Source organism: Malaciobacter canalis, from assembly GCF_008000835.1.
Classification (GTDB): domain Bacteria; phylum Campylobacterota; class Campylobacteria; order Campylobacterales; family Arcobacteraceae; genus Malaciobacter; species Malaciobacter canalis.
Genome location: NZ_CP042812.1, coordinates 718981 through 744227 on the forward strand (window position 1 = coordinate 718981; position 25247 = coordinate 744227).

23 protein-coding genes are annotated in these 25247 nt (G+C 27.7%); 20 read left to right on the forward strand and 3 right to left on the reverse strand.

The features are described 5' to 3' along the window. The first annotated feature begins 337 nt into the window (after positions 1 to 337). The 15 genes from soxC to ACAN_RS03645 all read left to right on the forward strand — a co-directional run bounded on the left by soxC (position 338) and on the right by ACAN_RS03645 (position 14312). Positions 338 to 1675, forward strand: coding sequence for a sulfite dehydrogenase (soxC, locus tag ACAN_RS03575; protein ID WP_099334963.1), 1338 nt, complete (start codon positions 338 to 340; stop codon positions 1673 to 1675). Further along, positions 1644 to 2837, forward strand: a complete 1194-nt coding sequence (locus ACAN_RS03580; RefSeq protein ID WP_099334962.1) for a c-type cytochrome — start codon at positions 1644 to 1646, stop codon at positions 2835 to 2837. Before soxC ends, ACAN_RS03580 begins: the two co-directional genes overlap by 32 nt. 15 nt (positions 2838 to 2852) lie before the next feature. Continuing rightward, on the forward strand, positions 2853 to 3206 hold the full coding sequence (gene soxX, locus ACAN_RS03585; protein WP_099334961.1) for a sulfur oxidation c-type cytochrome SoxX: 354 nt from the start codon (positions 2853 to 2855) through the stop codon (positions 3204 to 3206). Between the two features lie 13 nt (positions 3207 to 3219). After that, positions 3220 to 3672 carry a thiosulfate oxidation carrier protein SoxY gene (gene soxY / locus ACAN_RS03590; RefSeq protein ID WP_099334960.1) on the forward strand — a complete coding sequence of 151 codons (453 nt, stop codon included), beginning with the start codon at positions 3220 to 3222 and terminating at the stop codon, positions 3670 to 3672. Positions 3673 to 3724: 52 nt separating this feature from the next. Further along, entirely contained in the window at positions 3725 to 4027 is a 303-nt protein-coding gene (soxZ, locus tag ACAN_RS03595) for a thiosulfate oxidation carrier complex protein SoxZ (RefSeq protein ID WP_099334959.1), read from the forward strand. A gap of 35 nt (positions 4028 to 4062) precedes the next feature. Next, positions 4063 to 4977, forward strand: coding sequence for a sulfur oxidation c-type cytochrome SoxA (gene soxA / locus ACAN_RS03600; protein ID WP_099334958.1), 915 nt, complete (start codon positions 4063 to 4065; stop codon positions 4975 to 4977). Positions 4978 to 4989: 12 nt separating this feature from the next. Beyond that, complete coding sequence (locus ACAN_RS03605; RefSeq protein WP_099334957.1) at positions 4990 to 5427, forward strand: hypothetical protein; 438 nt, start codon at positions 4990 to 4992, stop codon at positions 5425 to 5427. Between the two features lie 16 nt (positions 5428 to 5443). Beyond that, the gene (locus ACAN_RS03610) at positions 5444 to 6094 is read left to right on the forward strand and encodes a rhodanese-like domain-containing protein (RefSeq protein WP_099334956.1); all 651 of its coding nucleotides are present in this window, start codon (positions 5444 to 5446) and stop codon (positions 6092 to 6094) included. A 12-nt stretch (positions 6095 to 6106) separates the two neighbouring features. Beyond that, positions 6107 to 7882: a thiosulfohydrolase SoxB gene (soxB, locus tag ACAN_RS03615; protein ID WP_099334955.1), complete on the forward strand. Its 1776-nt coding sequence runs from the start codon at positions 6107 to 6109 to the stop codon at positions 7880 to 7882. A gap of 87 nt (positions 7883 to 7969) precedes the next feature. Continuing rightward, positions 7970 to 8761, forward strand: coding sequence for a thioredoxin fold domain-containing protein (locus ACAN_RS03620; RefSeq protein ID WP_099334954.1), 792 nt, complete (start codon positions 7970 to 7972; stop codon positions 8759 to 8761). Continuing rightward, positions 8758 to 9204, forward strand: a complete 447-nt coding sequence (locus tag ACAN_RS03625) for an MOSC domain-containing protein (protein ID WP_079577385.1) — start codon at positions 8758 to 8760, stop codon at positions 9202 to 9204. Before ACAN_RS03620 ends, ACAN_RS03625 begins: the two co-directional genes overlap by 4 nt. Before the next feature lie 3 nt (positions 9205 to 9207). Next, the gene (locus ACAN_RS03630; protein WP_228145283.1) at positions 9208 to 9642 is read left to right on the forward strand and encodes a DsrE family protein; all 435 of its coding nucleotides are present in this window, start codon (positions 9208 to 9210) and stop codon (positions 9640 to 9642) included. Between the two features lie 11 nt (positions 9643 to 9653). Then, positions 9654 to 10427 carry an alpha/beta hydrolase gene (locus ACAN_RS03635; RefSeq protein WP_099334953.1) on the forward strand — a complete coding sequence of 258 codons (774 nt, stop codon included), beginning with the start codon at positions 9654 to 9656 and terminating at the stop codon, positions 10425 to 10427. A gap of 4 nt (positions 10428 to 10431) precedes the next feature. After that, the gene (locus ACAN_RS03640; RefSeq protein WP_099334952.1) at positions 10432 to 11583 is read left to right on the forward strand and encodes an HD-GYP domain-containing protein; all 1152 of its coding nucleotides are present in this window, start codon (positions 10432 to 10434) and stop codon (positions 11581 to 11583) included. An 80-nt stretch (positions 11584 to 11663) separates the two neighbouring features. Further along, complete coding sequence (locus ACAN_RS03645) at positions 11664 to 14312, forward strand: valine--tRNA ligase (protein WP_099334951.1); 2649 nt, start codon at positions 11664 to 11666, stop codon at positions 14310 to 14312. A 99-nt stretch (positions 14313 to 14411) separates the two neighbouring features. Here the strand turns inward: ACAN_RS03645 and ACAN_RS03650 are convergent, their stop codons facing one another. Then, complete coding sequence (locus ACAN_RS03650) at positions 14412 to 14756, reverse strand: winged helix-turn-helix transcriptional regulator (protein ID WP_079577390.1); 345 nt, start codon at positions 14754 to 14756, stop codon at positions 14412 to 14414. A 94-nt stretch (positions 14757 to 14850) separates the two neighbouring features. Between ACAN_RS03650 and ACAN_RS03655 the strand changes: the two genes are divergently transcribed. The 4 genes from ACAN_RS03655 to ACAN_RS03670 all read left to right on the forward strand — a co-directional run bounded on the left by ACAN_RS03655 (position 14851) and on the right by ACAN_RS03670 (position 19343). Continuing rightward, positions 14851 to 15915 (forward strand): oxidoreductase, encoded by a 1065-nt coding sequence (locus tag ACAN_RS03655; protein WP_099334950.1) that lies wholly within the window; start codon positions 14851 to 14853, stop codon positions 15913 to 15915. 93 nt (positions 15916 to 16008) lie between these two features. After that, positions 16009 to 16761, forward strand: coding sequence for a hypothetical protein (locus ACAN_RS03660; protein ID WP_099334949.1), 753 nt, complete (start codon positions 16009 to 16011; stop codon positions 16759 to 16761). 10 nt (positions 16762 to 16771) lie between these two features. Next, the gene (locus ACAN_RS03665) at positions 16772 to 18670 is read left to right on the forward strand and encodes a sensor histidine kinase (protein WP_099334948.1); all 1899 of its coding nucleotides are present in this window, start codon (positions 16772 to 16774) and stop codon (positions 18668 to 18670) included. Between the two features lie 4 nt (positions 18671 to 18674). Beyond that, positions 18675 to 19343, forward strand: a complete 669-nt coding sequence (locus ACAN_RS03670; RefSeq protein ID WP_079577394.1) for a response regulator transcription factor — start codon at positions 18675 to 18677, stop codon at positions 19341 to 19343. A gap of 8 nt (positions 19344 to 19351) precedes the next feature. Here ACAN_RS03670 and ACAN_RS03675 read toward each other — a convergent pair whose 3' ends face one another. Further along, positions 19352 to 22432: an efflux RND transporter permease subunit gene (locus tag ACAN_RS03675; protein ID WP_099334947.1), complete on the reverse strand. Its 3081-nt coding sequence runs from the start codon at positions 22430 to 22432 to the stop codon at positions 19352 to 19354. Between the two features lie 250 nt (positions 22433 to 22682). Here ACAN_RS03675 and ACAN_RS03680 point away from each other — a divergent pair, with 250 nt between their 5' ends. Beyond that, positions 22683 to 23009 carry a hypothetical protein gene (locus tag ACAN_RS03680; protein ID WP_099334946.1) on the forward strand — a complete coding sequence of 109 codons (327 nt, stop codon included), beginning with the start codon at positions 22683 to 22685 and terminating at the stop codon, positions 23007 to 23009. Positions 23010 to 23032: 23 nt separating this feature from the next. Here ACAN_RS03680 and ACAN_RS03685 read toward each other — a convergent pair whose 3' ends face one another. Then, entirely contained in the window at positions 23033 to 25246 is a 2214-nt protein-coding gene (locus ACAN_RS03685; protein ID WP_099334945.1) for a bifunctional diguanylate cyclase/phosphodiesterase, read from the reverse strand. Position 25247: the final 1 nt, after the last annotated feature.

Consider the following 25247-nt stretch of genomic DNA (forward strand, 5'->3'; position numbering starts at 1 on the left):
TAGTTAAATAAATATAATAAATTTTAATTGTGTTTAGTTATGAAAATAGTTTTGTTAATTTTATAGTTTAAAAATAAAATTTAACTATGAATAAAAATTAATTTTTATTTTTAATAGATAAAATCACCACCATAATTAAAGATTATATTTAATATAATTTTTCACTATTATTCTATAAGAGCCTATTTTATTGCTATTTTATTGCTACCAAAAAATATTATACTTACATGGTGATAAGAAAAAATCAATGTTTCTAGTTAGTTGCTTATAAATTTCAATAATAAACATACAATTGTAATTTTATAGCTTAATTATTGCATATTAAAGAGGGGAGCATATGAAAAACAGTAAGGTTATTAAGATGAGTAATCTTGATGTTAGTGAGGTAAAAGAGTCTTCCAGAAGAGACTTCTTTAAGAAGAGTATTATGTATTCAGCAGGTGCATTAGGAGCAGGTTCATTTCTTCTTCCAACAAGTGTAAGTGCAAATGAAAAAGAGATAATGCAAGAAGCCCAATGGAGTACAAAACTTGGTGATCCTGTAAATAAGAATTTATATGGATTACCCTCAGCATATGAGCATAATAATATAAGAAGAACTCATGATTTGTTATCTTCAGGTGATGCATATGCTTCTATATCAATGTGTCCAATACATGAGTCAGAGGGAATTATTACACCAAATGGATTATTTTTTACAAGAAATCATGGTGGAACTGCTCAAGTTGATCCAAATAAGTGGAGACTTATGATTCATGGAAAAGTAAAAAAGCCAATTGTTTTAACTTTAGATGAATTAAAAAAGTATCCAAGTGAAACTAGAATCTATTTTATTGAGTGTCCTGCAAATGGAAGTCCAGAGTGGAGAGGACCTCAGTTTAATAGCTTGCAGTTTATGAAAGGAATGATGAGTTCTGCTCAATGGACTGGGGTTATGTTAAAAACTATCTTAAAAGATATCGGACTTGAAAAAGATGCAGTTTGGATGTTAGCTGAGGGTAGTGATAATGCAAGTAATCCAAGAACAATACCTGTTGAAAAGGCACTTGATGATGTGATGGTAGTGTGGGCTCAAAATGGTGAGGCTTTACGTCCAGAACAAGGTTATCCCGTAAGATTAATTGTTCCAGGTTGGGAAGGTAATTTAAATACAAAATGGTTAAAAAGATTAGAGTTTTCAAATAAACCTTGGCACTCAAAAGAAGAGACTTCAAAATATACAATGCTTCAAGAATCAGGTAAAGCTATTAGATATTTTTGGGTTAATGAGGTTAACTCTGTAATTACTTCACCATGTCCTGAAAAGCCTTGGAGTGATCTAAAAAAAGGTGATTTAGTTGAAATTGAAGGACTTGCTTGGTCTGGAAGAGGAACAATAAAACATGTTGATATATCTTTAGATGGTGGTGATAATTGGGTTGAAGCAGATTTAAAAGGGCTTGTTTTACCAAAATCATGGACAAGATTTAGTTATATCATAAAATGGAAAGGCAAACCTTTATTGTTAGCAAGTAGAGCAACAGATGATGTGGGACATACACAACCAACAATTGATGAAGAGACTTCTAAAGTTGGAGTTGAATCTGTTTATCATAGAAATGCAATAGTAACATGGGAAATTACAAAAAAAGGGGAGTGTAACAATGTACAAATTAGAAAACACAAAAAAGCATAAAAATACGCTTCTAAGTCTTGCTTTTGCCATGCTTACAGTTAGTGGTTTAGCTTTTGCTAAAAGTGATGTTGCAGTTGATGGAGGTAAAGTTTATCCTGTAAAAGATGGTAAATATACTCTTTATTATCAAAATTCACAAGATATAAAAGATTTTGGTTTTGGTAGAGAAGCAACAAAAGATGAGATTAATGCTTGGAATATAGATGTTATGCCAGATGGAACAGGACTTCCAAAGTATGATACAAAAAGTGGAAAACCTATATTAGATGAAGACGGAAATCCTAAAGTTGCACAAGGTAGTGTAGAGTGGGGTGAAGAAGTTTATGATGATAAGTGTGCAAGTTGTCATGGAGAGTTTGGAGCTGGAGGTAAAGGTTATCCTACTTTAGCAGGTGGTTCTAAGGATTCTTTAAAACTGCAAAGATTAAATCCAGCACATATGAATCCAAATCCACAAGGACCTTTTAAAACTATAGGTTCTTATTGGCCATATGCAAGTACTCTTTTTTGGTATGTTCAAGACTCAATGCCTTATACAAATCCAAAAACTCTATCAAATAGTGAAACATATGCATTAGTAGCATATTTATTATCTGTAAATGGAATAAAAATAGATGGTAAAGAGCTTGATTATGAGTTTGTCTTAAATAAAGATAATTTCTCAAAAATAAAAATGCCAAATGAAGATGGTTTTTATCCTAAAGTTGATACTCCTAAAAACCCTAAACAAGGTGTAGAGAATATGAGAGAATTCTTTATAAATGCAAAAGCTTATGGTCTTGGAAAAAGATGTATGAGTGATTGTATAAAAGAAGATGTAAGTAGTCTTATTATGAAAGTAAAAAATGATTTATCACAAGATGCAAATCAAGTTTTATCAACAAAAAGAGATTTGCCAAAGACAAAAGATAATCAAATTTCAAGTATAGGAAAAACAATCTATGAGTCTAAATGTGCAGTTTGTCATGGAAATGATGCTATTGGAGCACCTGTTTTAGGCGATAAAGAAGAGTGGGAAGATGTTTTAGAAAAAGGTATAGATGCAGTTTATAATAATGCTTTAAATGGAATAAATGCAATGCCACCAAAGGGTGGGCATATGGATATTTCTGATGAAGATCTTAAAAAAACAGTCGATTATATGATTGAGTTAAGTAAATAAGAAAGGAGAGGTATTATGAAATTGAACAAAAGTTTATTATTTGCATTTATTACTTTTACAGTTTTTTCTGTAAGTGGTTTTGCTTCTAATAGTGAACTAATAAAAGAGGGAGAAAAGATTTTTAGTACAAAAGATCTTGGTAATTGCTTAGCATGTCATGCAGTAAATGGAAAAGATATTAATGGTCCAGGAACAATGGGACCAAAGCTTCAATATTTATCAGCATGGCCAGAAGAGGCATTGTATGAGAAGATTTATAATCCTTATACAACAAATCCAATTTCAGCAATGCCTGCATTTGGTAAAAATGGTTGGTTAAGCCATGAACAAATACAAGCATTAGTTGCATATTTAAAAACAATAAATTAATAAAGGAAAAAAGATGTTAGAAAGAAGAAATTTTTTAGGACTTAGCGTATTGGCATTTGGTGTTGCAGCAGCTCCTCTTAATTTAAGTGCAATAAACTTTAGAGAGACAAAACCAAATCTTTGGAAAGCAACAAAAGTTGATGATGCAATAAAAGAGTTATTTGGTACTACAAGTGCAACAGAGGGTAAGATAAAACTTAAAGCTCCTGATATTGCAGAAAATGGTGCTGTTATTCCTGTATCTTTTGAAACAGATTTAAAAGCTTCAAAAGTAGCAGTTTTTCAAGATGCAAATCCAGAAAGTGCTGTTGCTGTATTTGATATACCTGATAATGCAATTATTGATTATGGTATTAGAATTAAGATGGCTGAAACAGGAACAGTTACTGTAGTTGCACAAGAGAATGGAAAACTATATAAAGTTTCAAAACTAGTAAAAGTAACAATTGGTGGATGTGGTGGTTGATTTTATTCAACTTTTAATAAACAAATAATATCAATATGAAAAGGGATTTAAAATGGCAAAAACAAGAATTAAAGCAAAAGAAAAAAATGGTGTTGTAACTGTAAAAACTCTTTCAAAACACCCAATGTTAAGTTATATAGAAGCAAAAAGAGCTAATAAAGAAGTAAATTTTATTACACATTTTATGGCAGAAGCTAATGGAAAAGTAGTTTATGAAGTGTCAACTTCACAGTTTTTATCTAAAGACCCTTATATGAAGTTCCAATTTACAGGTGCAAAAAAAGGTGATGAGATTACTATTACATGGGTTGATTTAAAAGGTAACAAAGACGTAAGTACAAAGAAAATTAGATAGATACTTAAAAAAGTTTTTTACAACAAGGAGAGGGCATGTTAACTAGACTACTAAAAGCTAGTGTTTTAACATCATTTGCATTTTTTTCTTTAAATGCAACACAATTTGATACACAAGCACAAAAAGATAAAGAAGAGTTAGTTAAGTATTTTGAAGCAAAATTTCAAGATCCTTACAAAGACAAAAATAGATTTTTTCTATACTCACCAGAAGAAGAGTTAAAAGATGGGTATGAGAAAGGATTAAAGCATATGGATTTTGGTATAGGAAGTTATTCTTATGCCAAAGATGCAAGAGAACAGTATGAAGCTATTAAGGAGTTTCCACCTTATGAAGATAAAATAGAAGATGGAGAAGATCTTTATACTAAAGAGTTTGCAAATGGAAATTCTTTAAAAACTTGTTTTCCTGATCCAACTATTGGAGGAGATTATCCATATTTTGACACAAAAAGAAAAGAAGTTATTTCTTTAACAACAGCAATAAATGAGTGTTTAGAAGCAAATAATGAAAAAAAATGGAATGTTAAAAAAGGAAAAATGGCAACTTTTCAAGCATTTTTAGCATATTCAACTGCCGAAGCACAAAAAAAGATGAATATAAAAATTCCAACAAAAGAAGCACAAGAAGCTTATGAAAGAGGTAAAGAGTATTATTATACTCAAAGAGGTTATTTAAAACTTTCATGTGCAACTTGCCATATTCAAGGTGCTGGACAAAGAGTTAGAAATGAAAAACTTTCTCCTTTATTAGGACAAGTTACACATTTTCCTGTACATAGATTAAAATGGGGTAGCTTAGGAACACTTGAAAGAAGAATGTCAGGCTGCATAAAAGATCAAGGGCAAGTTCCACCAAAAAATGATAGTAAACAAATGCATGAACTACTATATTTTATGGCATATATGTCAAATGGAATGCCAATTGATGGTCCAGATGTTAGAAAATAAAAGGAGAAAATTATGAATAAGTTACTAAATATTTCACTTGTATCAATAATTACTATAGTTTTTGGTGCTTGTGCATCTTCATCTTCTCCTAGTCTATCATCAATAAAAGATATTGATGTAGAAAAGGTTTGTAGTGTTGAAAATAATGGTATAGAAAAAGTTATACAAACAGCAAAAAAGTATAATGAAATTGCAAAGAAGAATGAATTGGAGTTTAGAAGACTTGGAGTTAATAATACAGATTTAATAATTTCTGTTGAAGATGCAATAAAAACAGGTGCAAAAGAGGTTAATCCAAAAGATTTTAAAGGAAAAGCTTCAAAAACAAAGCTTCCTGTAGATTTTGCAGCAATTAGAGCTTGTAAGTTTGCCATAACTGCATTGACACAAGCAAATGAAGCAAAAACATCTTGGAGATTAGCAGTTCCTGGCGATGGATATGAGTATTAATTTTAAAGGAAAAAATATGAGTTTATTAAAAAAGATTTTAACAACATCGATGCTTACACTATTTTGTTTTTCATATAGTCAAGCAGAAAATGATAACTATGTACCAATTGTACCAGGTGTTAAATCTGTTGAGATTACATTAAACAACGAAACATTTACATTAAGTAGAGTACAAGATAAGAAAAATAAGATAATTGATCTTTACTCATACACAAGTTTTGGTGTTCCTCAACCTATGATTTTAGCAAAAGGCGTTGAAACAATAGGAGAAGTTGAATTAATAGATTATATGCAAAAAGCACAAACTGACTCTAGTATTGCAATTATTGATACTAGAACTCCTGGTTGGTATGTAAGATTAAGAATTCCTGGTGCTGTTAGTGTTCCATATACAAACTTCAAATATAAAGATGATGCAATTGATATGATGGAAGATTATATGGGAGTTATAGTAAAAGATGATGGAACATTGGATTTTTCAAAAGTAAAAACTGTTGTTCTTTATTGTAATGGTTATTGGTGTGGGCAAACTCCAACGATGGTTAAGTATGCAAAATACTCATTACTTAAAATTGGTTTCCCAGCTGAAAAAATAAAATACTATAGAGGTGGAATGCAAGCATGGACATCTTTAGGATACACTGTTACAGGTGATGCAGCAAAATAAAAGGATTTTTTAATGAGTAAGTTTAGCAGAAGAGAGTTTATTTATATGATGGCAATGCTTGGAGCATCTCCAATTTTTGCCAACTCTCATACAAGAATGACAAATACTGGTAATTTAGAAGATTATTATAAATTAAAGCCATTTGGAAATGCAAGGCTTATGCATATGACTGATTCTCATGCACAACTTTTACCTGTATATTTTAGAGAGCCAAGTGTTAACTTAGGATTTTATGATAACTATGGTAAGCCTCCTCATATTGTAGGAGAGAAACTTTTAGATTATTATGGAATTAAAGGAAATAAAAGGCTTGAATATGCTTATTCTTGTGTAAACTTTGAGAAATATGCAAAAGCAATTGGAAGAACAGGTGGTTATGCACAAATTAAAACTGTTGTGGATTTTTTGAAAAATAGTTTTGGGGAAGAAAAGACTCTTTTACTTGATGGTGGTGATACTTGGCAAGGAAGTGCAACTGCATTGTGGACAAGGGGTAAAGACATGGTAGGAGCTATGAATTTACTTGGAGTTGATATTGCTGTTGGGCATTGGGAATTTACTTATAAAGCACAAGAAGTACTTGATAATGTAAAAGATTTAGATGCTGAGTTCTTAGCTCAAAATGTTAAAGTTAAAGAGGCTGCATTATTTGAAGAGACAGAAATAGCAATGCAAGCTTATGATGAAGACTCTGGACACGCTTTTAAACCATATACTATTAAAAAAATGGGTAATGCAAGAGTTGCTATTATTGGACAAGCATTTCCTTACACAACTATTGCAAATCCTCAAAGATTTATTCCTGATTGGAGTTTTTCTATCAATGATACTGGAATGCAAGAACTTGTAAATGAAATAAAAGAGAATGAAAAACCAGATGCTGTAATTGTACTTTCTCATAATGGCTTTGATACTGATAAAAAGTTAGCAAATGTGGTTACTGGAATTGATTTTATTATGGGTGGACATACGCATGATGGTGTTCCAGAAGCAGTTCCTGTTAAAAATGCAAATGGTGTTACATATGTTTGTAATGCAGGTTCAAATGGTAAGTTTTTAAATGTATTAGATTTAGATATTCAAAATGGAAAAATCAAAGACTTTAAATTTACTCTTCTTCCAATATTTTCTGATTTAATAAAAGAAGATAAAAAGATGAAAGAGTATATTAAAAGTGTAAGAAAACCATATTTAGAAGATTTAAATAGACAAATTGCAACAACTGATGTAACTTTATTTAGAAGGGGTAATTTTAATGGTTCTTGGGATCAAATAATCTGTGATTCTTTACTTGAAGTTAAGCAAGCACAGATATCTTTATCTCCAGGGTTTAGGTGGGGAACATCTGTATTACCTGGACAAGTTATAACTTTTGATGATTTGATGACACAAACAGCTATGACATATCCTGAAACATATGCAAGAGATATGAAAGGTAGTGATATAAAATTAATACTTGAAGATGTAGCTGATAATCTATTTAATGAAGATCCATTTTATCAACAAGGTGGAGATATGGTAAGAACAGGTGGAATTTCTTATAAAATTAATCCAACTGAAAAAATTGGAAATAGAATTTCATCTATTACACTTACAAGCACAGGTGAAAAAATAGAAGCAAATAAATCATACAAGGTTGCAGGTTGGTCAACTGTTGGATCAAAGTCTGAGGGTGAACCAATTTGGGAAACTGTTGAAACATATTTAAAAAATGTAAAACATATTGGAAAACTAAATGTTGATACACCTGATATTGTTGGTGTAAAAGGTAATCCAGGAATTGTTTAAAGTAAAAAGTATAAAGAAATCTCTTTATACTTTTTCAAATTTATAAGAATTTATAAAAAATTTTATAAATTTGAAAAGGGGTAGAAAATGAGAAAAGTAGTTTTTTTTATTTTATTTGTAAATATATTTTTATTTGCTTCTTATGAAGAGGGTAAAAAAGTTTTTGAAAATAAATGTTCTTCATGTCATCAGCAGTTTATAGAAATAAAAAAAATAAAAGAAAATTTCTTTGAAAAAGATAATAAACTTTTAAATTTGAAAGCTCCAACTGCAAATATGCTAGCATATGCGATTATGGATAGTCCTAAAAAGATTGGAGACCCAAACGATAGTGAAATGAGAGAAATAGAAATTGAAGAGTATTTAAAATCATTTTTGATAAAGCCAGATAAGTTTAATAGTATCTGTGATGAGCATATCTTGAAGTATTATGATGAAAAGCCTAGTATGAAAGGTGAATTAAGTGATGATGAATATGTAAACTTAGCAATCTTTTTTATGCAATATAGCAAACATAATAAAAGTAAGAAGGCAATTAAGGTAAATAGCGATTTTGATGAAGATGAGATTGTATTAAAAGCGCAACAAAATAATAAACTTATTTTAGTTTATGCAACTTCAAAAACCTGTTATTATTGTAAAAAAATGGATAGAGAAGTTTTTAGTGAAGCAAAGGTTCAAAAAAGTTTAAACAGTAACTATATTCTACTTGAAGTTGATGTAGACAATAAAGCTTTGCCTTTTAATCTTACAAAATATTATAAAAGAGTAACTCCTAGTTTTTTTGTTTTAAATAGTAATGCAGTTTTATTAAAAACATATGTTGGAAGTTGGAGTAAAAAAGACTTTTTAGATATATTAAAAGAGAATGTAAAATGATAAATTTAGGAAGAGTATTAGGTACATTTAGTGCCAAAAAAGATTCACAAAGTTCACCAAGACCACAAGTAAAAAGCCTAAATCTTATTACAGGATATGGAATAGCTTTTGATAAATTTGCAGGAAAAGAGCTTGATAAATCTGTAATGATTGTAGGAATAAAAGCTTATGAAATAGCAAAAGAGAATAATATTGATTTAGTTTATGGAAGTTTAGGCGAAAATATTCTTTTAGATTTTGATCCACATGAGTTTAAAGTAGGAGATATATTTTATATAAATAACTGTGCAATACAAATAACTGAAAGTTGTACTGTTTGTAAGCATTTAAGTAAGTTTGATAATAAGTTACCAAAGCTTTTAAAAAATAATAGAGGCTTATATTGCAAAATAATAAGCGATGGTGAAATAACAGAGCAAATGCAAGTAAAAATCAAAGGATAAATTATGAGAATGTTGGTTTTAGTTTTATTAGTAAGTATAGTTTGTTTTGCAAGGGATTTTTCAAATCCTAAACCTAGTTTTGATGAACCAAGAAAAGTTGTCTACTCTTTACATGTTGGTGATTTAGAAACAATAAATCATACCTTGAGTTCTATGTATAATATACTAAAAGAGTATCCAAGTGAGAGTTTAAAAATTGTAGTTGTTGCATATGGAAAAGGTGTAAAATCTTTAAAAAAAGATTATGACAAAGCCACTCTTACAAGAATTAAGTCTTTAATGCAATATGATGTGGAGTTTATAGTTTGTAAAAATACAATGGAGACTATGAATTGGAAAGAAAAAGATTTTATTAATGGAGTTGATTTTACTCAAGCAGGTATTGTTGAGGTAATTGAAAGACAAGTTGATGGATATATAGGAATTACAGCTTATTAAAAGGAGAACAGATGTTTATAAAAAAACTTATTTTTACTATTTTTGTAGCAAGTGGATTATTAAATGCTTCTACTGTTACAAAAGAAGAGTGTGAGAAACAAGGGGAAAGTTATATTTTTGCTGGTGGTGAGTGTATCAACTTTAAAAAGTATAATGGAGAGACAAAAGGTAAGTTAAATATAGTTGTTCATGGTAAATGGGATGAAAAAACTAACACATTAGGAAGATATGCCCCTTTTGCTGAAAATTTATCTTTTGAAACAGACATAAATACAGTTGCTATTGCGCTTCCTGGATACTCAAACTCTTCAACAAATAATATAAAATCACTTTCAAGTGGTGAGAATCTTGCTTTTACTAAAGAGTATGTTGAGTTATTATCTTCATTGGTTTCACAACTAAAAACAAAATACAATGCAAATATAGTAACTTATATAGGACATAGTGCAGGTTGTACAATGGGAATAAATCTAGTTGGAGAAAAACCTTTTTTAATCAATAATCTACTTTGTGCTGGTGGAAGTTACAAACTTGATGAAAAAAATAAATCTAAAGATAAAATTTCTGCTATGGATGTTATTGACAATATTGATAGACGAACAAAAATTGTTTTAGTTTATGGAAGTGAAGATAAAATATCAACTCCAAAACAGACAAAAGATTTTTATGAATTTGCTAAAAAAGAGGGTTTAGATGTACAACTTGTAGAAGCAACTGGTTCACAGCATTTGGATTTAGATATGACAGAAGCTTCTGTAAATGCAATAGTTGAATTAGTTGAGTAGTAAAATGGATAAAAAAAAAGAGATTTTATTTAATTTAAATAACTTTTTATTATCAACATCAATAGTTTTAGATTATGTAAATAATGAAAAAAAAGCTACTAAGCTTGGGCATTTGAAAAGAGTTAGTTATATAGCTTTAAGTTTAGGAGTTATATTAAAACTAGATAATAAGCAACTTAGTGATTTGTGTTCTTACTCTTTATGCTCAAGTTTAGCTTTAAATCAAGCCAGTGATAATAAAACTTTATGCGAATTATCAAATGAGTATGTAAAAGATTTTCCTTTTATACAAAAACAAAAAGATATACTGCTTTATCAAAAAGAACATTTTGATGGAAGTGGAATCTTTGGCTTGAAAAATGAACAGATACCTCTATTTTCTCAAATCATCTTTTTTGCAACAAACTTGGATGAAGAGTTTGATTTATCAAGTTTTGACCCAGTAAAAAAAGAGAAAATATTAAACTATGTAAAGTTAAATGAAAATAAACTTTTTTCAAAGCAGATTGTAGATAGTTTTTTTAAGCTTAATGAGTCAATTAACTTTTGGTTAGATTTAGAAAATGAATCAGATATATTACTATTTATTTATACACTACTTGAAGATTTTTCACAAGTATTAGAGTTTGAAGTATTATTAAAAATTGCAAATATTTTTCTAAAACTTGTTGAACCACAAAGTAAATTGCTTGATAATATAGGAAAAATTAGTGACTTTTATGCTTTAGAACATAAAGATAAAATAACACTACAAATAGCAGCAGGTTTTTGCAAGATTGGAAAACTTGCAGTTTGTAAAGATATACTTGAAAAAATTGAACCTTTAGATATCTATGAAAAAGAACAAATTAAAACATATCCATATTATACAAAAAAAGTTTTGTCTAATATCATGGGATTTAATGACATTGTATCTTGGGCTATGAAGGTTCAAGAAAGATTAGATGCAAGTGGATATATTTTTGGTTTTGAAAACAAAAGTTTAAGTTTTAAAGATAGGGTTTTAATTAATGCAAATGTTTATGATGCTTTATTGCAAGAAAAAGCTTATAGAAAGGCGTATACTAAAGAAGAAGCAATAAAAATAATGAAAAATGAGTCATCAAAACTTGATATTTCTATCACAAATGACATGGCAGTTATATTTAAAATATGAGCTTAAATAAAATATTTATAAAATTCCATACTAAGTAAAATATAGATATAATCGCGCATATTTAATTGATAGGAATTTTAATGAGTGAAAAATACGAACCGTCAAAAATAGAAGATAAATTTTATAAAATATGGGAAGATAGAGGATATTTTGAAGTAGATGGAAATAAATCTATTCAAGAAAAAGATAAAAATTTTGCAATTATGATGCCACCTCCAAATGTTACAGGAAGTTTACATATTGGACACGCACTTACATTTACTTTACAAGATATTGTTACTAGATATAAAAGAATGGATGGCTTTAAAACTTTATGGCAACCAGGAACTGATCATGCTGGAATTGCTACGCAAAATGTTGTGGAAAAACAAATTTTAGCTGAGGGTAAGACTAAAGAAGAGATAGGAAGAGAAGAGTTTTTAAAAAGAGCTTGGAAGCAAAAAGAGACAAGTGGTGGAAATATTGTTCATCAAATGAGAAAATTAGGGGTTACTCCTGCTTGGAAGCGTGAACGATTTACTATGGATGAGGGCTTACAAGAAGCTGTAAAAGAGGCTTTTGTATCTTTATATAATGAAGGGCATATTACTCAAAATAATTACATGGTAAATTGGTGTACACACGATGGTGCCCTTTCTGATATTGAAGTTGAACATGAAGAAGTAAGTGGAAACTTCTATCATATGAATTATCATTTTGCTGATGGTAGTGGTCATATCACAGTTGCTACTACTAGACCTGAAACATACTTTGGTGATACTGCTATTATGGTACATCCAGATGATAAAAGATATACAGATATTGTAGGAAAAGAAGTACTTCTTCCTTTAACAAATAGAAAAATCAAAATTATTACTGACTCTTATGTTGATATGGAGTTTGGAACAGGTATTGTAAAAGTTACTCCAGCTCACGATCAAAATGACTACGAAGTTGGTATTAGACATAACTTAGAATTTATCAAAGTATTTGATGAAAAAGGTATTTTAAATGAATACTGTGGAGAGTTTGCAGGGCTTGAAAGACTAGAAGCTAGAAAGCCAATTGTAGAAAAACTACAAGCAAAGGGTTATATCGTAAAAATTGAAGAACATGTTCATCAAGTAGGGCATTGCTATAGATGTAAAAATATTGTTGAGCCATTTATTTCTCAACAATGGTTTTTAAGCTCAGATATGGCTCAAGAATCTATTAGAAAAACAAAAGAGATTACAAAAGAGAGATCAAAAAGTGGTGAGCACAATGGAACACTATTTCATCCATCTCATTGGATAAATTCATATACAGCTTGGATGGATGAATTAAGACCATGGTGTATTTCAAGACAACTTTGGTGGGGGCATAGAATTCCTGTGTTTACATGTGATGATTGTAATCACCAATGGGCTGATAAAGCTGATGAACCAGAAGAGTGTCCAAAATGTAAAAGTAAAAAATATACTCAAGATCCAGATGTTCTTGATACTTGGTTCTCATCTGCACTTTGGGCAATGTCACCTTTAGGTTGGGGTAATAATGGTAAACTAAAAGATTTATATAACTCAACTGATGAAGCAGACTTTTATCCAAATAGTTTATTAATTACTGGTTTTGATATCATGTTTTTTTGGGTAGCAAGAATGATGATGATGGGTGAACACTTTAAAAAAGAGTTACCATTTGAAGATATTTATATGCATGCTTTAGTAAGAGATGAACATGGGGCAAAAATGTCTAAAAGTAAAGGTAATGTAATTGACCCGCTTGATATGGTAAATGAACATAGTGCTGATATTATAAGATTTACTTTGGCATATCTTTGTGTTCAAGGAAGAGATATAAAACTAGGTGCTAAAAACCTAGAGCAATTTAGAAACTTTACAAACAAACTTTATAATGCTTCAAACTTTTTACAACTAAATGTGGATACTTTCCCTGATTTAAAAGATATTCAAATTAAAACACCACTTGGTATTTATATGCAAAGTAGATTAAGTGATGCAGTTGATGAAGTAAGAACTACTTTGGATACATATAAATTCAATGAAGCTGCAAGTACTTTATATAAGTTTGTATGGAATGAGTTTTGTGATTGGGGTATTGAGTATGCAAAAGCTAGTAAAGAATCAATTATTGAACTTGGAGCAATTTTTAAAGAGACATTAAAGATGGTAAGTCCATTTATGCCATTTATTTCTGACTTTTTATATCATAAATTAAGTGGAACATCTTTGGAAGAGGGTGAGTCACTAATGATTACAAACTTTCCAAAAGAGATAAAAAAAGATCTAAAAGTTGAAGCAGATTTTGCCATTATTCAAGAAGCTATTGTATCAGTTAGAAGAGCAAAAGTTATCATAGATATGGGTAATAGTAAGATTGCAAAAGCATATATTAAACTTGATAAGCAAATTGATACAAATATGGCAAAGCCTTTTATAGAAAAACTTTCAAAAGTAGAAAATATAGAGTTTGTTGATGCAAAAGTAGAAAACTCTATAACAGATGTAAGTGATAATTTAGAAGTTTATTTACCAACAGGTGAGATTGATATGACACCTATTATTAATAAACTAACTCGTCAAAAAGAAAAATTAGAAAAAGAGATAGGAAAATTATCAGGAATGTTATCAAATGAAAGATTTGTAGCAAATGCTCCTGCTAATGTTATAAAAGAGAATAAAGCTGGATTATCTTCAGCAAAAGAGAAACTTGTAAAAGTAGAAGCTGAACTTAAATCTTTGAGTTAATTGAATTATTTGTATAAACAAAAGCAAGCCTTGTGTTTGCACTCTCTTTAAGAAAATTATCATGAGCTTTAAGGCCCTTGATGATTTTCTATTTATTGTTTACTTTTTTATTTCTGCATATTCTTCAGCCATTTCATCTCCCCATTTTGATAATTGGTGAAAAATCGGTATAAGCTTTTGTCCATTTTTTGTTATTGAATATTCTACTTTAGGTGGTATAACTGGATAGACTTTTCTTGAGATAAGTTTATGTTTTTCCAAATCTCTAAGGGTTTGAGTTAACATTTTTTGTGTAATCTTTCCTAAAATTTTATGAATTTCGTTATATCTCATAGTCTTCTTACTAAGATGCCAAAGAACAAGCCCTTTCCACTTCCCAGATACGATATCAAGGACAAACTCAAATGAACATGTATAATCTTTTTCTTTATATTTTATCTGCATTAGTATCCTTTTGGTATGTATATACCTTTTGAGGTAGTTCTTGACAATATAACATATAAAAGTTAAAGTTTCAAAAAAATAAAAGGAAATAATTATGAAGGAAAATTCAATTTTATTCTCTCCTATTTCTTTAGGAAATCTAACTTTAAAAAATCGTATTGCAATGGCACCAATGACAAGAACTCAAGCTAAAAATAATATACCAACAGAAGATATGATAAATTATTATGATAGAAGAGCAAAAGGTGGCACAGCATTAATAATAAGTGAAGGAACATTTGTAAATCACGAAGTTGCAAATGGTAATTTTAATGCTCCTGCATTTTATGGTGATGCTTTAATTATGTGGAAAAAACTAGTAGACAAAGTTCACGCCTCAGGTGCAAAGATAATACCACAACTTTGGCATGCAGGAAATACTAGAAAACTAGGAGTAACTCCTAATGAAAATATGGTAAGTATTGGTCCAATGGATGAATACATTAAGGGCAAACAAACTGTAAGAGCTATGAGTCAAAATGATATAGATGAAGTAATAAAGGCATTTACAAAAGCTGCACTTGATGCAAAAGAGTTAAATTTTGACGGAATAGAACTTCTTGCTGCCCATGGATATTTGATAGATCAATTTTTTTGGGAAAAGACAAATCAAAGAACAGATAAATATGGAGGAACATTTACTAATAGATTGCGTTTTGCAAATGAATTAATAAAGTCAATAAAAAAAGCAGTAGGAAAAGATTTTCCAGTAGTATTTCGTTTTTCACAATGGAAAACTATAGATTATGATGCAAAAATAGCTAAAGACGAAAAAGAACTAAAAGAGCTTCTTTTATCACTAGTTGAAGCAGGAGTTGATATATTTCATGTAAGTCAGAGAAGATTTTGGATGCCAGCTTTTAAAGAATCACCACTTACTCTTGCAACTTTGACAAAAAAAATAACAAATAAACCTGTAATAACAGTGGGAAATATAGGACTTGATGAAGACTTAGAAACTATTAAATTAGTAGAAAAAAAATTGCAAGATAATGAGTTTGATATGGTTGCAGTGGGAAGAGCTTTATTAGCTGATGCTAATTGGGTAAATAAAATAAAAGATAATAAAATAAATGAAATCATACCTTTTTCAAAAGAATGCTTAAATAAATTAGATTAAAATAATTAATTTTTATACAAAGAAAGATGTATTTTATGTATCAATATGCTAAAATAAGGTAAATTTATAATTCTTACAAAAGGAAGCTAAAAAGTGTACAAAAATTTTATATTTATATATGTTTTAATTATACTTTTTAGCGGTTGTGCATCAAATAGTAATATAAAAAGCGTATTTCAAACACAAAAAGCGAATGAAATCTCTAAAGATTATAAGCAAATAATGAATTATTTGCATAAGTATAAAGTAAAACTTGATAAAAGAAATCCAAAATATTATAATAAAACTTTAGAAAAAGCGATTTATAGCCAAATAAATAGTGGTGAAACCTTTGTAAATTTAAGAGATTTTGATGGAAAAAAACTGCAAAATTTTAAACAATATCTTGATTTGGCTTTTGATAAAAAAGGTCTTTTAAATAGAAATGATTATTTAATACTTGGGGCTTATTATATGATTTATGATGCTTACTCCATTGCAGGACAACATAAATTTACAGCATTAAACTATGATAAAGAAAAATTAGAAAAACTATATAAAAATCTGCATATTTTAAAATGGAAAATAAGAACTTCAAAAGATATAAATGGTAACTATTTATTTTTAACTTGGCAAAATAATTGGCAAGTTGAATATATGAAAAAAAGATTTGATGATTTAAATAAATTAAAAAAATTAAAATCAATTGTTGAAAAAAAAGAGAGTTTATTATCACACTCTAATTTCTCTTTTGAAGTGTTGCTTTCTCTTATGATACATAAAGTAGAAAATAGTTTAGAAGATATTGGTGCTGAACCCTCAGATATTACTCTTGATACATTAACATCATTAGTATTTATACTATAAGAGTAAAATAATGAATCTTAAAAAATATCTATTTTTATTCTTGCTTTTTTTAAATACCTTATATTCTGAAACTTTAGTTATTGAAAATAACAATAATGAAATTAGAAAATTAGATAAGTATTTAACTTTTAATAAAAATGATTTTCCTATTGAAACTATAGTACATGAAAACTTTAGAAAATTTAGTATTCATGATAATTCAAATTTTAAATTTTCACAAAATATCTATTGGTTAAAGTTAGAAATCAATAATAAATCTTCCAAACAACAGCTTTTTAGAATTGATAACTTTTTAATTGATGAGCTTAATATCTATTTTTTTAAAGATAGTAAGTTAATCAAAAAATATCAAAATGGTATAAAATACAACAACTTATGTGAGTTTTCAGACTATAATAGATATGCATATGAGATACCAAAAGGTAAAAGTACACTTTATATTAAAATCAATTCCTCTTTTTCTCTTTTAATTCCTATGCATATAGTTTCAAAAGAACAATTTTATAAACAAAGGGATTTTGAAAATATATTTAATAGCTCATTTTATGCTGCTTTATTTTTAATGTTTTTTTATAATTTTTTTATATTTTTAGTTTCTAAAGTGAAGATTTACAAATACTATTTAGGCTATATTATAGGAGTATTTGGTTTTTTATTTTTTTATGATGGGTATTTGACTTATCTTTTATTCTCTTCATTTCCTATTTTAAATGAGTTATTATCATGCATTTTTTTTATAATAACTTTTATCTCAATTGCGAAGTTTTCTTCTAATTTATTTCAAAGTAGAAGAAATGCTTTTGTTTTATATAGAATTTTAATGCTTACATCAATTTGTATTCTTCCTTTGGTTTCAATAATTGGAGTTTTGATTGCATTTCTTGATTCATCTTTTCTTTATTTGATTCAAAAATACTTGCTTTTATGTACAATATTAATTACATTATTGATAATTTCTATTTCAATTAGATACCTAATTATAACAGAAGAGAAAATCTCGAAAATATATGCTTTTATTTGGACAATATTTATGGTTGTTACTTTAACTTTTATTGTAAATATTGTTTTAGGATTTATTGATGCAAATTTAATGACAAAAATACTAAAAGTTAATATTTTATTGGAAATTGTTATGATGTCACTTTTAATTGCGTATAGATTAAAACTAAGTAATGAAAAAAATTTAAAATTGAAAATAAAAAATAAAGAACAAGAGCTTTACATACTTAGGCAAACAAGGTTAGCCTCATTTGGTGAAGTTTTAAACTCAATTGTACATGAATGGAAACAACCATTACATAGAATAAATATGATATCTTTAAATTTGGAAACAACATATAATAAGAAAAATTTAACAAAAGAGTATTTATCTAATCAATTAAATGAGATAGAGCAACAAACTAAATATATGAATGATACTGTTACTCAATTTTTAGACTATTTTAGTCCACAAAAAAACAAAGAAGAGTTTTATTTGATTGATTGTGCAAAAGAGGCAATTAAATTATTAGATATTAAATTTAATAAAAATTCAGTAAATCATTTGATAAACTGTAGAAATACCAAAATTAAAACAGTAGGATATAAAAAAGAGTATATTCAAGTTATAATTATATTGTTAAACAATTCCATTGATGCAATAATAAAAGAAAAAATCAAAAATCCAACAATTACCTTGGAGATTATAGAAGAAAAACATAAAACAATTTTTTCTGTTATTGATAATGCAGGGGGAATAAAAGTAAAGCCAATAGAGAAGATTTTTGATGCAAATATCTCAACTAAAGATGAAAAAGTAAACTCAGGAATTGGACTTTTTATTGCAAAAAGGATAATTGAAGATAATATGAATAAGAAATTAATTTGTAAAAATCATGCCAATGGAGCAAAATTTAGTATTATAGGATGAAAAAATGAAACTTTTATTTGTAGAAGATGATGAACTTTTGAGAAAAAGTTATAGTATTTATTTAGAAGAGTTGTTCGATGAAATAATTGAAGCAGCAGATGGGAAAGAGGGCTTAGAGATGTATTATAAACATAAGCCAGATATAATCATGCTTGATATTAGTATGCCTTTTATAAATGGTATGGATGTTGTCAAAGAGATAAGAAAAGAAGATAAAGATGTTACAATTATTGTACTTTCTGCACATAGTGATAAAGCATATTTATTTGATGCAATTGAATTAAATATTTTTAAATATTTAGTTAAACCTCTTCCAAGAAGCCTTTTTAAAGAATCAATTTTAAAAGCCATTGAAAATAGAAAGGGCATAAATCAAGAGAACATTGTTCATTTAGAAGATGGTTTCACTTGGGATAACTATAACAAAATATTAAAAAAAGAGAATAAAGAAGTTGATTTAACAAAAAATGAATATACTATTTTAGGAAAGTTCTGTAATGAAGATGTACACTATTTTACATTAATGGATTTATTTAAATCAATTTATGGTGAAAATGAAGAGTACAGTGAAAATAAAATCATGATGATTTTAAAAAGATTTAGAAAGAAAACTTCAACTAAAATTATTAAAAATATATACGGAATGGGATATAAATTTAGTATTTTAAAGTAGAGAAAACTCTACTTTAGTTTATGTGAAATAGTATAAAGAACAGGAAGATATACAAGATTTAGTATTGTTCCCCAAGCTAGACCAAAACCAAGTGCTATGGCTATTGGTTGGAAAATAACAGCTTGACCTGTTGGAAAGAAAATAAGTGAACTCATACCAATTAGTGTTGTTATTGTTGTAAGTATAATTGGTCTAAATCTTTTTGATGCTCTATAAAAGATTTGTTCTATATTTTTTGCTTTTTTCAAGTATGTCATCATAATAATTCCATCATTTATTACAACTCCTGCTAATCCTAATGCTCCAATAATTGATGGCATAGAAAGATTTAATCCCATAAGTTTGTGACCAATTAGTACACCTAAGATTGAAAAAGGAATAATACTCATTAGTATAAAAGTATCTCTAAAAGAGTTAAATAAATAAAGCATAGCAAGCATTATTAATAATAATGCAAGTGAAGTAGCATAAAGCATATCATTTTTCAAATCTTTTCTTTTCTCTGCTTCACCTTTAAATATTAGCCTTACTCCATCTTTTTCTATTTTTTCTAGAGTTTTTTCTATTTTACTAGTAACTTCAGAAGCTGTTATAATATCTGAGTTTACATTTGCATAAACATAAAAATTCTTTTGTGTATTATCTTTTACTAATTGTTCAAATGATCTAATAATATCAAATCTTGCTATTTCATATAGTCTTACAAACTGTCCATTTGGTAGTGGTATTTCTACATTTTTAAAATTTTCATAATTGTCTTTATTTATGCTTCTTATTTTAATATCTAGCATCTCTTTTTCATCAAAAGAGACAGATTTTTTCTTCTCTAAATATAAGTTTGATAAATATGAACCAATAAAACTCTCTGTAAGCCCAAGTTTTTGACCATATTCATTTACTTTTATTTTAATCTCATCAATACCAAATTTTAGTGAATTTGAAGTAGAAACTACGCCATCTATTGATTCAATTTTCTTAGTTAAAAGTTCCACATTTTTAATTATTTTTTGATTGTCATCTGAGACTAAACCAATTTTTATATCTGATTTAACAGGACCTACTTTTTTTTCTAAAATAACTAATTCATTTAAATTAAATTTCTCTTTATATTTTTTCTCTTCTAAAAATTTTTTTAATTTTTTTGCAATAACTTTTGACTTTTCAGTTCTTTCTCTTCCTTCTTTATCATAATAAAAACTCAAATAAGGAGTTACATATTTGTCTAAAAAATTCATCTGTTTTAATTTTTTTAACTCAACCGTCATATACATTACATAAGGAAATCTTTCTGTATTATTTCCTGTATCTCTTCTAAAACCAGCAACAGAATCAATACTTCTAATAAAAAATCTTTTTTCTTCTTTTATTAAATCTGCTTCAATACTTTGAACTATTTTATATGCATCTTCAAGCTTTGTATTTTCATTTGCTTTTATTGATATTTTTACATCAGTTGCATCAAAGTTTGGAAACATTTGGAATTTTGAACTTTTAATAGCCATAAATGTAGCAACTGGCACTAGTATTATAAAAAGAATTAAAAAACTCTTTTTCCATCTCATAAAAAAGTGGATTATTTCGCTATATATTTTATTTGCTTTTTCCCATGAAGTAACTTTTGAACCACTTTTTAATGTATGAGATGCATGAATTGGAAGAAAGATAAATGATTCAATTAACGAAGCAACAAGTAATGCACTTAATGCAATAGGGATTAGTTTCATTACTTCACCCATAGTTCCACTAATCATTAAAATAGGTAAAAATGAAAAAAGAGTTGTCATTGATGCAATAGTAACAGGTTTTACCATCTCTTTTGCACCAAGTATAGCTGCTTCTTTAGGTTCATAACCCTCTTCAATGTGTTGTTGTATATTTTCACTTACAACAATCGCATCATCAACTACAATACCAATTGCAATAAGTACACCAACTAGTGATATCATATTTATTGTATATCCAAAAACATACATATAAATAACGGCTATAACAAATGATGTTGGAATACCAATTGCAATAATTGCAGACATTCTAAAGTTAATTAATAAAGCAACAAGTATTGTAATTAATATAATTCCAAGTAAAATATTTGAAATAACAATATTAAGTCTATCTTGAATCCTTTCACTATTATCATCTGCAATAGTAATATGTATATCACTATTTTCTTTATTTATCTTTTTTAATAGCTCTTTCATATTACGAGAAACTTTAAGTGCATCTGATGTTTCTGATTGTTCAACTGCTAAAGATAGTGCATTTTCTCCATTAAAAGAAAAAAGAGTTGAAGAGTCTTCATATCTTTTTTTTACTGTTGCTATATCTTTTAAATACAAGGTTTTATTCGATATTTTTATTAGACTATTTTCAAAATCTATTGCATTTTTTGCACCATTATAAGTTGAAAGATAAAAGTGTTTTTTACTTCCTTCAATTTTACCTATTGGAAAAATATAAGATAAGTTTGAAATGACACTAAATACATCGCTTTTGTTTAAATTTAATGCCTCAATTTTTCTATCATCTAAAAGTACTTCAAAATATTTATCTGAGTCTCCATATATTGATACATCTCCAACTCCATCAACTGCTAAAATCTTACTTTTAAGTTGTGTTGCAAAAGGTTTTAACTCATCAGTTGAATACTTTTTTGAAGTTAATGTTACATCAATAAGTTTTTTGTATCTTTCAACTACATTAACACTTGGCTCGTCCATATCTGAGGGCAAGTTTGATTTTGTCAAAGTAATAGTATCTTTTACTTTATCTGCAATGTTATATCTATTTTGACCTTTGATTAACTCTAAAACAATTGTAAATCTACTAGGACTAATTACGGTTGTTATCTCTTTAATTCCTGTGATATTTTTTAGATTATCTTCAATCTCAGTTACTGCCATTTTATCAAGTATATCAACACTAGCTCCACTATAAGAACCATTTATAGATATCATATCTAAATCAAAATTTGGGAATATTTCTTTTGGTGTTTTAGTATAAGAGTAGATTCCAATTGCAAAAATTAGAAAAAACAATGTGTAGTTCATTCTTGCATTTTCTACAAAAAATCTTAAAAATTTTTCAAACATTAATTACCTTTATTAAAAGCTGTATTATAATTCATATTTATTAATAAAGAATTAATGTTTAATTAAAATAGCTTGATTATGTCATTTTTATTCTTTTTTTATATGAAAATGAATAAAAAAAAAGTTACAAATTAAAGCATGTTTTTAATTTCATAAAATGAAAAAAATAGACTATTTTTTATACATGAAATGTTGCTAAATTGTTCTTTTTCTAAACTATAATTTAATTATATAATTTAAGGAGTTTATTATGACATTATTACAAGTTTCACAAATGAATGAGCTAGAGTTAATTTGTTTAGCCAAAGTAAGCAACAAAGAGAATATCTTAAAACTTTTAGCTCAAAGCATTTATACGAGCGTTAGAAGATGTGTTGCAAAGAACTATAATAGTTCAGAAAAGATAATAAATGCATTAGTTAATGATTCTGCACAAAATGTCTCTTTCTTTGCAAATTTAAATCCTAAGTGCAAAATAAAAAGAGAAATTAAAGCCTCTAATCCTTGTACATTATGTGAAGTTGATGAGGAAGAGTATGTTACAAAATGTATCAATTGTCCAAAAATAATTTCTTAATTTTTTTGGACAATTTTTAGATACTATCTACTTGCTGCATAGACATTTAATTCTTTTACCTTTTGTAAATCTTCATCATCTTTAACATTTTCAGCAAATAGTTTTATATTTAAAAGATGTGTTAATTCAACCATTGCTTCTATAAAACTTTGTTTTGAAGGATCATTTTTTACATTATTGGTATATTCTCTTGCAAGTCTAATATAATCTAAATCAAGATTTTTAATATCATCTAATGCAATAAATTTTGATTCAAATCTTTTTATAATTACTTTTGCATCTAATTCATGTATTACAGTAACAAAATCTTTGAACTTCTCAATATCTTTTGTAACTGCATAAGCAGTAAGAGAAAATACAAGTTGATGAGATATATCTTTGTGTTTGTAAAGTGTTTGTCTAAGCCAAAGAATAAAGTTTAAATCATCAATTGAATCAAGTGATAAGTTAATCGAAATTGAGTGCTTAATATTTTCTAGTTTTATATCACTAATAACTTTAGAAATAACCGCTTTATCAAAATCTACTATCTTTTCATACTGTTCTGCTATAGATACAAAAGTACCAATAGGAATATCTTTATTATCTAAATCATATGCTTTTGTAAAGGCTTCTTGCATTACAAGTTTATTTTCATCTTCGCCATTTAGAACTTTTGCATCACCTATATAGCTTATTTCAAATCTTTGATTTTCTATAATATCAAATATTAAAGTTCTCCATGCTTTCATATCTCTTACTAAATCATCACTATCTCTAATAAAAGCTTCATTTGGACCTATTAATTTTGCTTTTTCATAAGCTTCATTTGCAGCATGAAGCATTTGGTCTGTTGTTCCAATAGGATTAAAAGGTGTTGCTCCAATATGTGCGATTTCATCTTTGCCAATTTCACTTGCAAGGTTTTCAAACTCTCTTTTTATTGTAGCTGTTAACTCTTGAGCTTGTTCATAGTTTATTCCATCTGTAATTAATGCAAACTCAGAACCATAAAATCTATAAGCACTAATATTTATATTTTCACAAGCTTTACACTCTTTTAAAATTGAAGCAAATTTTTTGATAAATTTATTTACTTCTTCATTTGTATGCTGTTTTGCAAACTCTCCTAAATCATCAATTTTTATAGTAAAAATATAACCATTTGATTTAGATATAAACATTTTTTTCATATCTGTTTCAAATGTTTGTTTTAAATTTAATCCTGTAAGTTCATCTTTTGATAACTTTTGAGTTAGATTCTCTAAGTTTTTATTTAATTTTGTAATTACTGATTCTATTTTTGTTGACATTTCATTCATTGAAATTGCAACATTTCTAATTTCAGTAGTCCAAGGAAGTTTATCAATAGTTTTAAAATTTCCTATTGCAATACTTCTTGCAAGTTTTTCTATATTTTTAAGTGGTTTTAAAAGATATTGAACAAATACAAAAAGTAATAGCATTGATATTATAAATGCTATTATTGAGTATAAAACTCCACTTTTTGCTTGTTCGTATAGTTTTGCATAAGCATCTCCTGCATTTGCACTTACATAAATAGTTGCAGTAGTTTTCCAACCATTACTTATTTGACTCTCCATCTCTTTTAAGTTTATAGAGATTGCATTTACAAACCATTGTGGAACATATTCAAACTTCTCATCTCTTGTTACTTTTACAATTGTATTGTCAATAACAATTGTTGAAAAAGTATCAATGCTTTTTTTGTCTTTTAAAGCTGTAAAGTAAATTTTTATATTTTTTTGCTTTAAATCTCCATTTGGAATAAATTTATATTGAGTAGGCTTACTTTTTTTAAGATGAAGCTCTTGATTGTTCTCTAAAGCTTCAAGCTCTTGCATTAAATCTAAATCATCGCTATTAGTTTCTATATTTCCAAGGTTTTTATCTACTTTTATATTTTCTATTTCCCAAGTATTATCAATGCTTTTATCGTTTGCATTTTTTATAAGTTGTGCTTTATTAATAGTAAAAAGTGTATCTTCAAGTCTTATCTCTTTATAAAAACCTCTATTTGCAATAGCATTTATTATAGATTTTATCTCTGCATCATTTTTATCTTTCATAAGTCCTTTTAGACTCATTCCAAGTGCAGTTGCAGTATCTTGTGCTTTTGTACTAGCTTCTGTTTCAAGATACTCTTTTGCATTTTTTACACTTATAATAAAATTACCTGTAAAAATAATCAAAAAGATAAATGCTATTATGATATATAACTGTTTTGATAATGACATG

What these genes read in the sequence shown, in the direction of transcription:
- soxC (WP_099334963.1), top strand. Translation starts at nt 338, where the DNA reads ATGAAAAACAGTAAGGTTATTAAGATGAGTAATCTTGATGTTAGTGAG.
- ACAN_RS03580 (WP_099334962.1), top strand. Translation starts at nt 1,644, where the DNA reads ATGTACAAATTAGAAAACACAAAAAAGCATAAAAATACGCTTCTAAGT.
- soxX (WP_099334961.1), top strand. Translation starts at nt 2,853, where the DNA reads ATGAAATTGAACAAAAGTTTATTATTTGCATTTATTACTTTTACAGTT.
- soxY (WP_099334960.1), top strand. Translation starts at nt 3,220, where the DNA reads ATGTTAGAAAGAAGAAATTTTTTAGGACTTAGCGTATTGGCATTTGGT.
- soxZ (WP_099334959.1), top strand. Translation starts at nt 3,725, where the DNA reads ATGGCAAAAACAAGAATTAAAGCAAAAGAAAAAAATGGTGTTGTAACT.
- soxA (WP_099334958.1), top strand. Translation starts at nt 4,063, where the DNA reads ATGTTAACTAGACTACTAAAAGCTAGTGTTTTAACATCATTTGCATTT.
- ACAN_RS03605 (WP_099334957.1), top strand. Translation starts at nt 4,990, where the DNA reads ATGAATAAGTTACTAAATATTTCACTTGTATCAATAATTACTATAGTT.
- ACAN_RS03610 (WP_099334956.1), top strand. Translation starts at nt 5,444, where the DNA reads ATGAGTTTATTAAAAAAGATTTTAACAACATCGATGCTTACACTATTT.
- soxB (WP_099334955.1), top strand. Translation starts at nt 6,107, where the DNA reads ATGAGTAAGTTTAGCAGAAGAGAGTTTATTTATATGATGGCAATGCTT.
- ACAN_RS03620 (WP_099334954.1), top strand. Translation starts at nt 7,970, where the DNA reads ATGAGAAAAGTAGTTTTTTTTATTTTATTTGTAAATATATTTTTATTT.
- ACAN_RS03625 (WP_079577385.1), top strand. Translation starts at nt 8,758, where the DNA reads ATGATAAATTTAGGAAGAGTATTAGGTACATTTAGTGCCAAAAAAGAT.
- ACAN_RS03630 (WP_228145283.1), top strand. Translation starts at nt 9,208, where the DNA reads ATGAGAATGTTGGTTTTAGTTTTATTAGTAAGTATAGTTTGTTTTGCA.
- ACAN_RS03635 (WP_099334953.1), top strand. Translation starts at nt 9,654, where the DNA reads ATGTTTATAAAAAAACTTATTTTTACTATTTTTGTAGCAAGTGGATTA.
- ACAN_RS03640 (WP_099334952.1), top strand. Translation starts at nt 10,432, where the DNA reads ATGGATAAAAAAAAAGAGATTTTATTTAATTTAAATAACTTTTTATTA.
- ACAN_RS03645 (WP_099334951.1), top strand. Translation starts at nt 11,664, where the DNA reads ATGAGTGAAAAATACGAACCGTCAAAAATAGAAGATAAATTTTATAAA.
- ACAN_RS03650 (WP_079577390.1), bottom strand. Translation starts at nt 14,756, where the DNA reads ATGCAGATAAAATATAAAGAAAAAGATTATACATGTTCATTTGAGTTT.
- ACAN_RS03655 (WP_099334950.1), top strand. Translation starts at nt 14,851, where the DNA reads ATGAAGGAAAATTCAATTTTATTCTCTCCTATTTCTTTAGGAAATCTA.
- ACAN_RS03665 (WP_099334948.1), top strand. Translation starts at nt 16,772, where the DNA reads ATGAATCTTAAAAAATATCTATTTTTATTCTTGCTTTTTTTAAATACC.
- ACAN_RS03670 (WP_079577394.1), top strand. Translation starts at nt 18,675, where the DNA reads ATGAAACTTTTATTTGTAGAAGATGATGAACTTTTGAGAAAAAGTTAT.
- ACAN_RS03675 (WP_099334947.1), bottom strand. Translation starts at nt 22,432, where the DNA reads ATGTTTGAAAAATTTTTAAGATTTTTTGTAGAAAATGCAAGAATGAAC.
- ACAN_RS03680 (WP_099334946.1), top strand. Translation starts at nt 22,683, where the DNA reads ATGACATTATTACAAGTTTCACAAATGAATGAGCTAGAGTTAATTTGT.
- ACAN_RS03685 (WP_099334945.1), bottom strand. Translation starts at nt 25,246, where the DNA reads ATGTCATTATCAAAACAGTTATATATCATAATAGCATTTATCTTTTTG.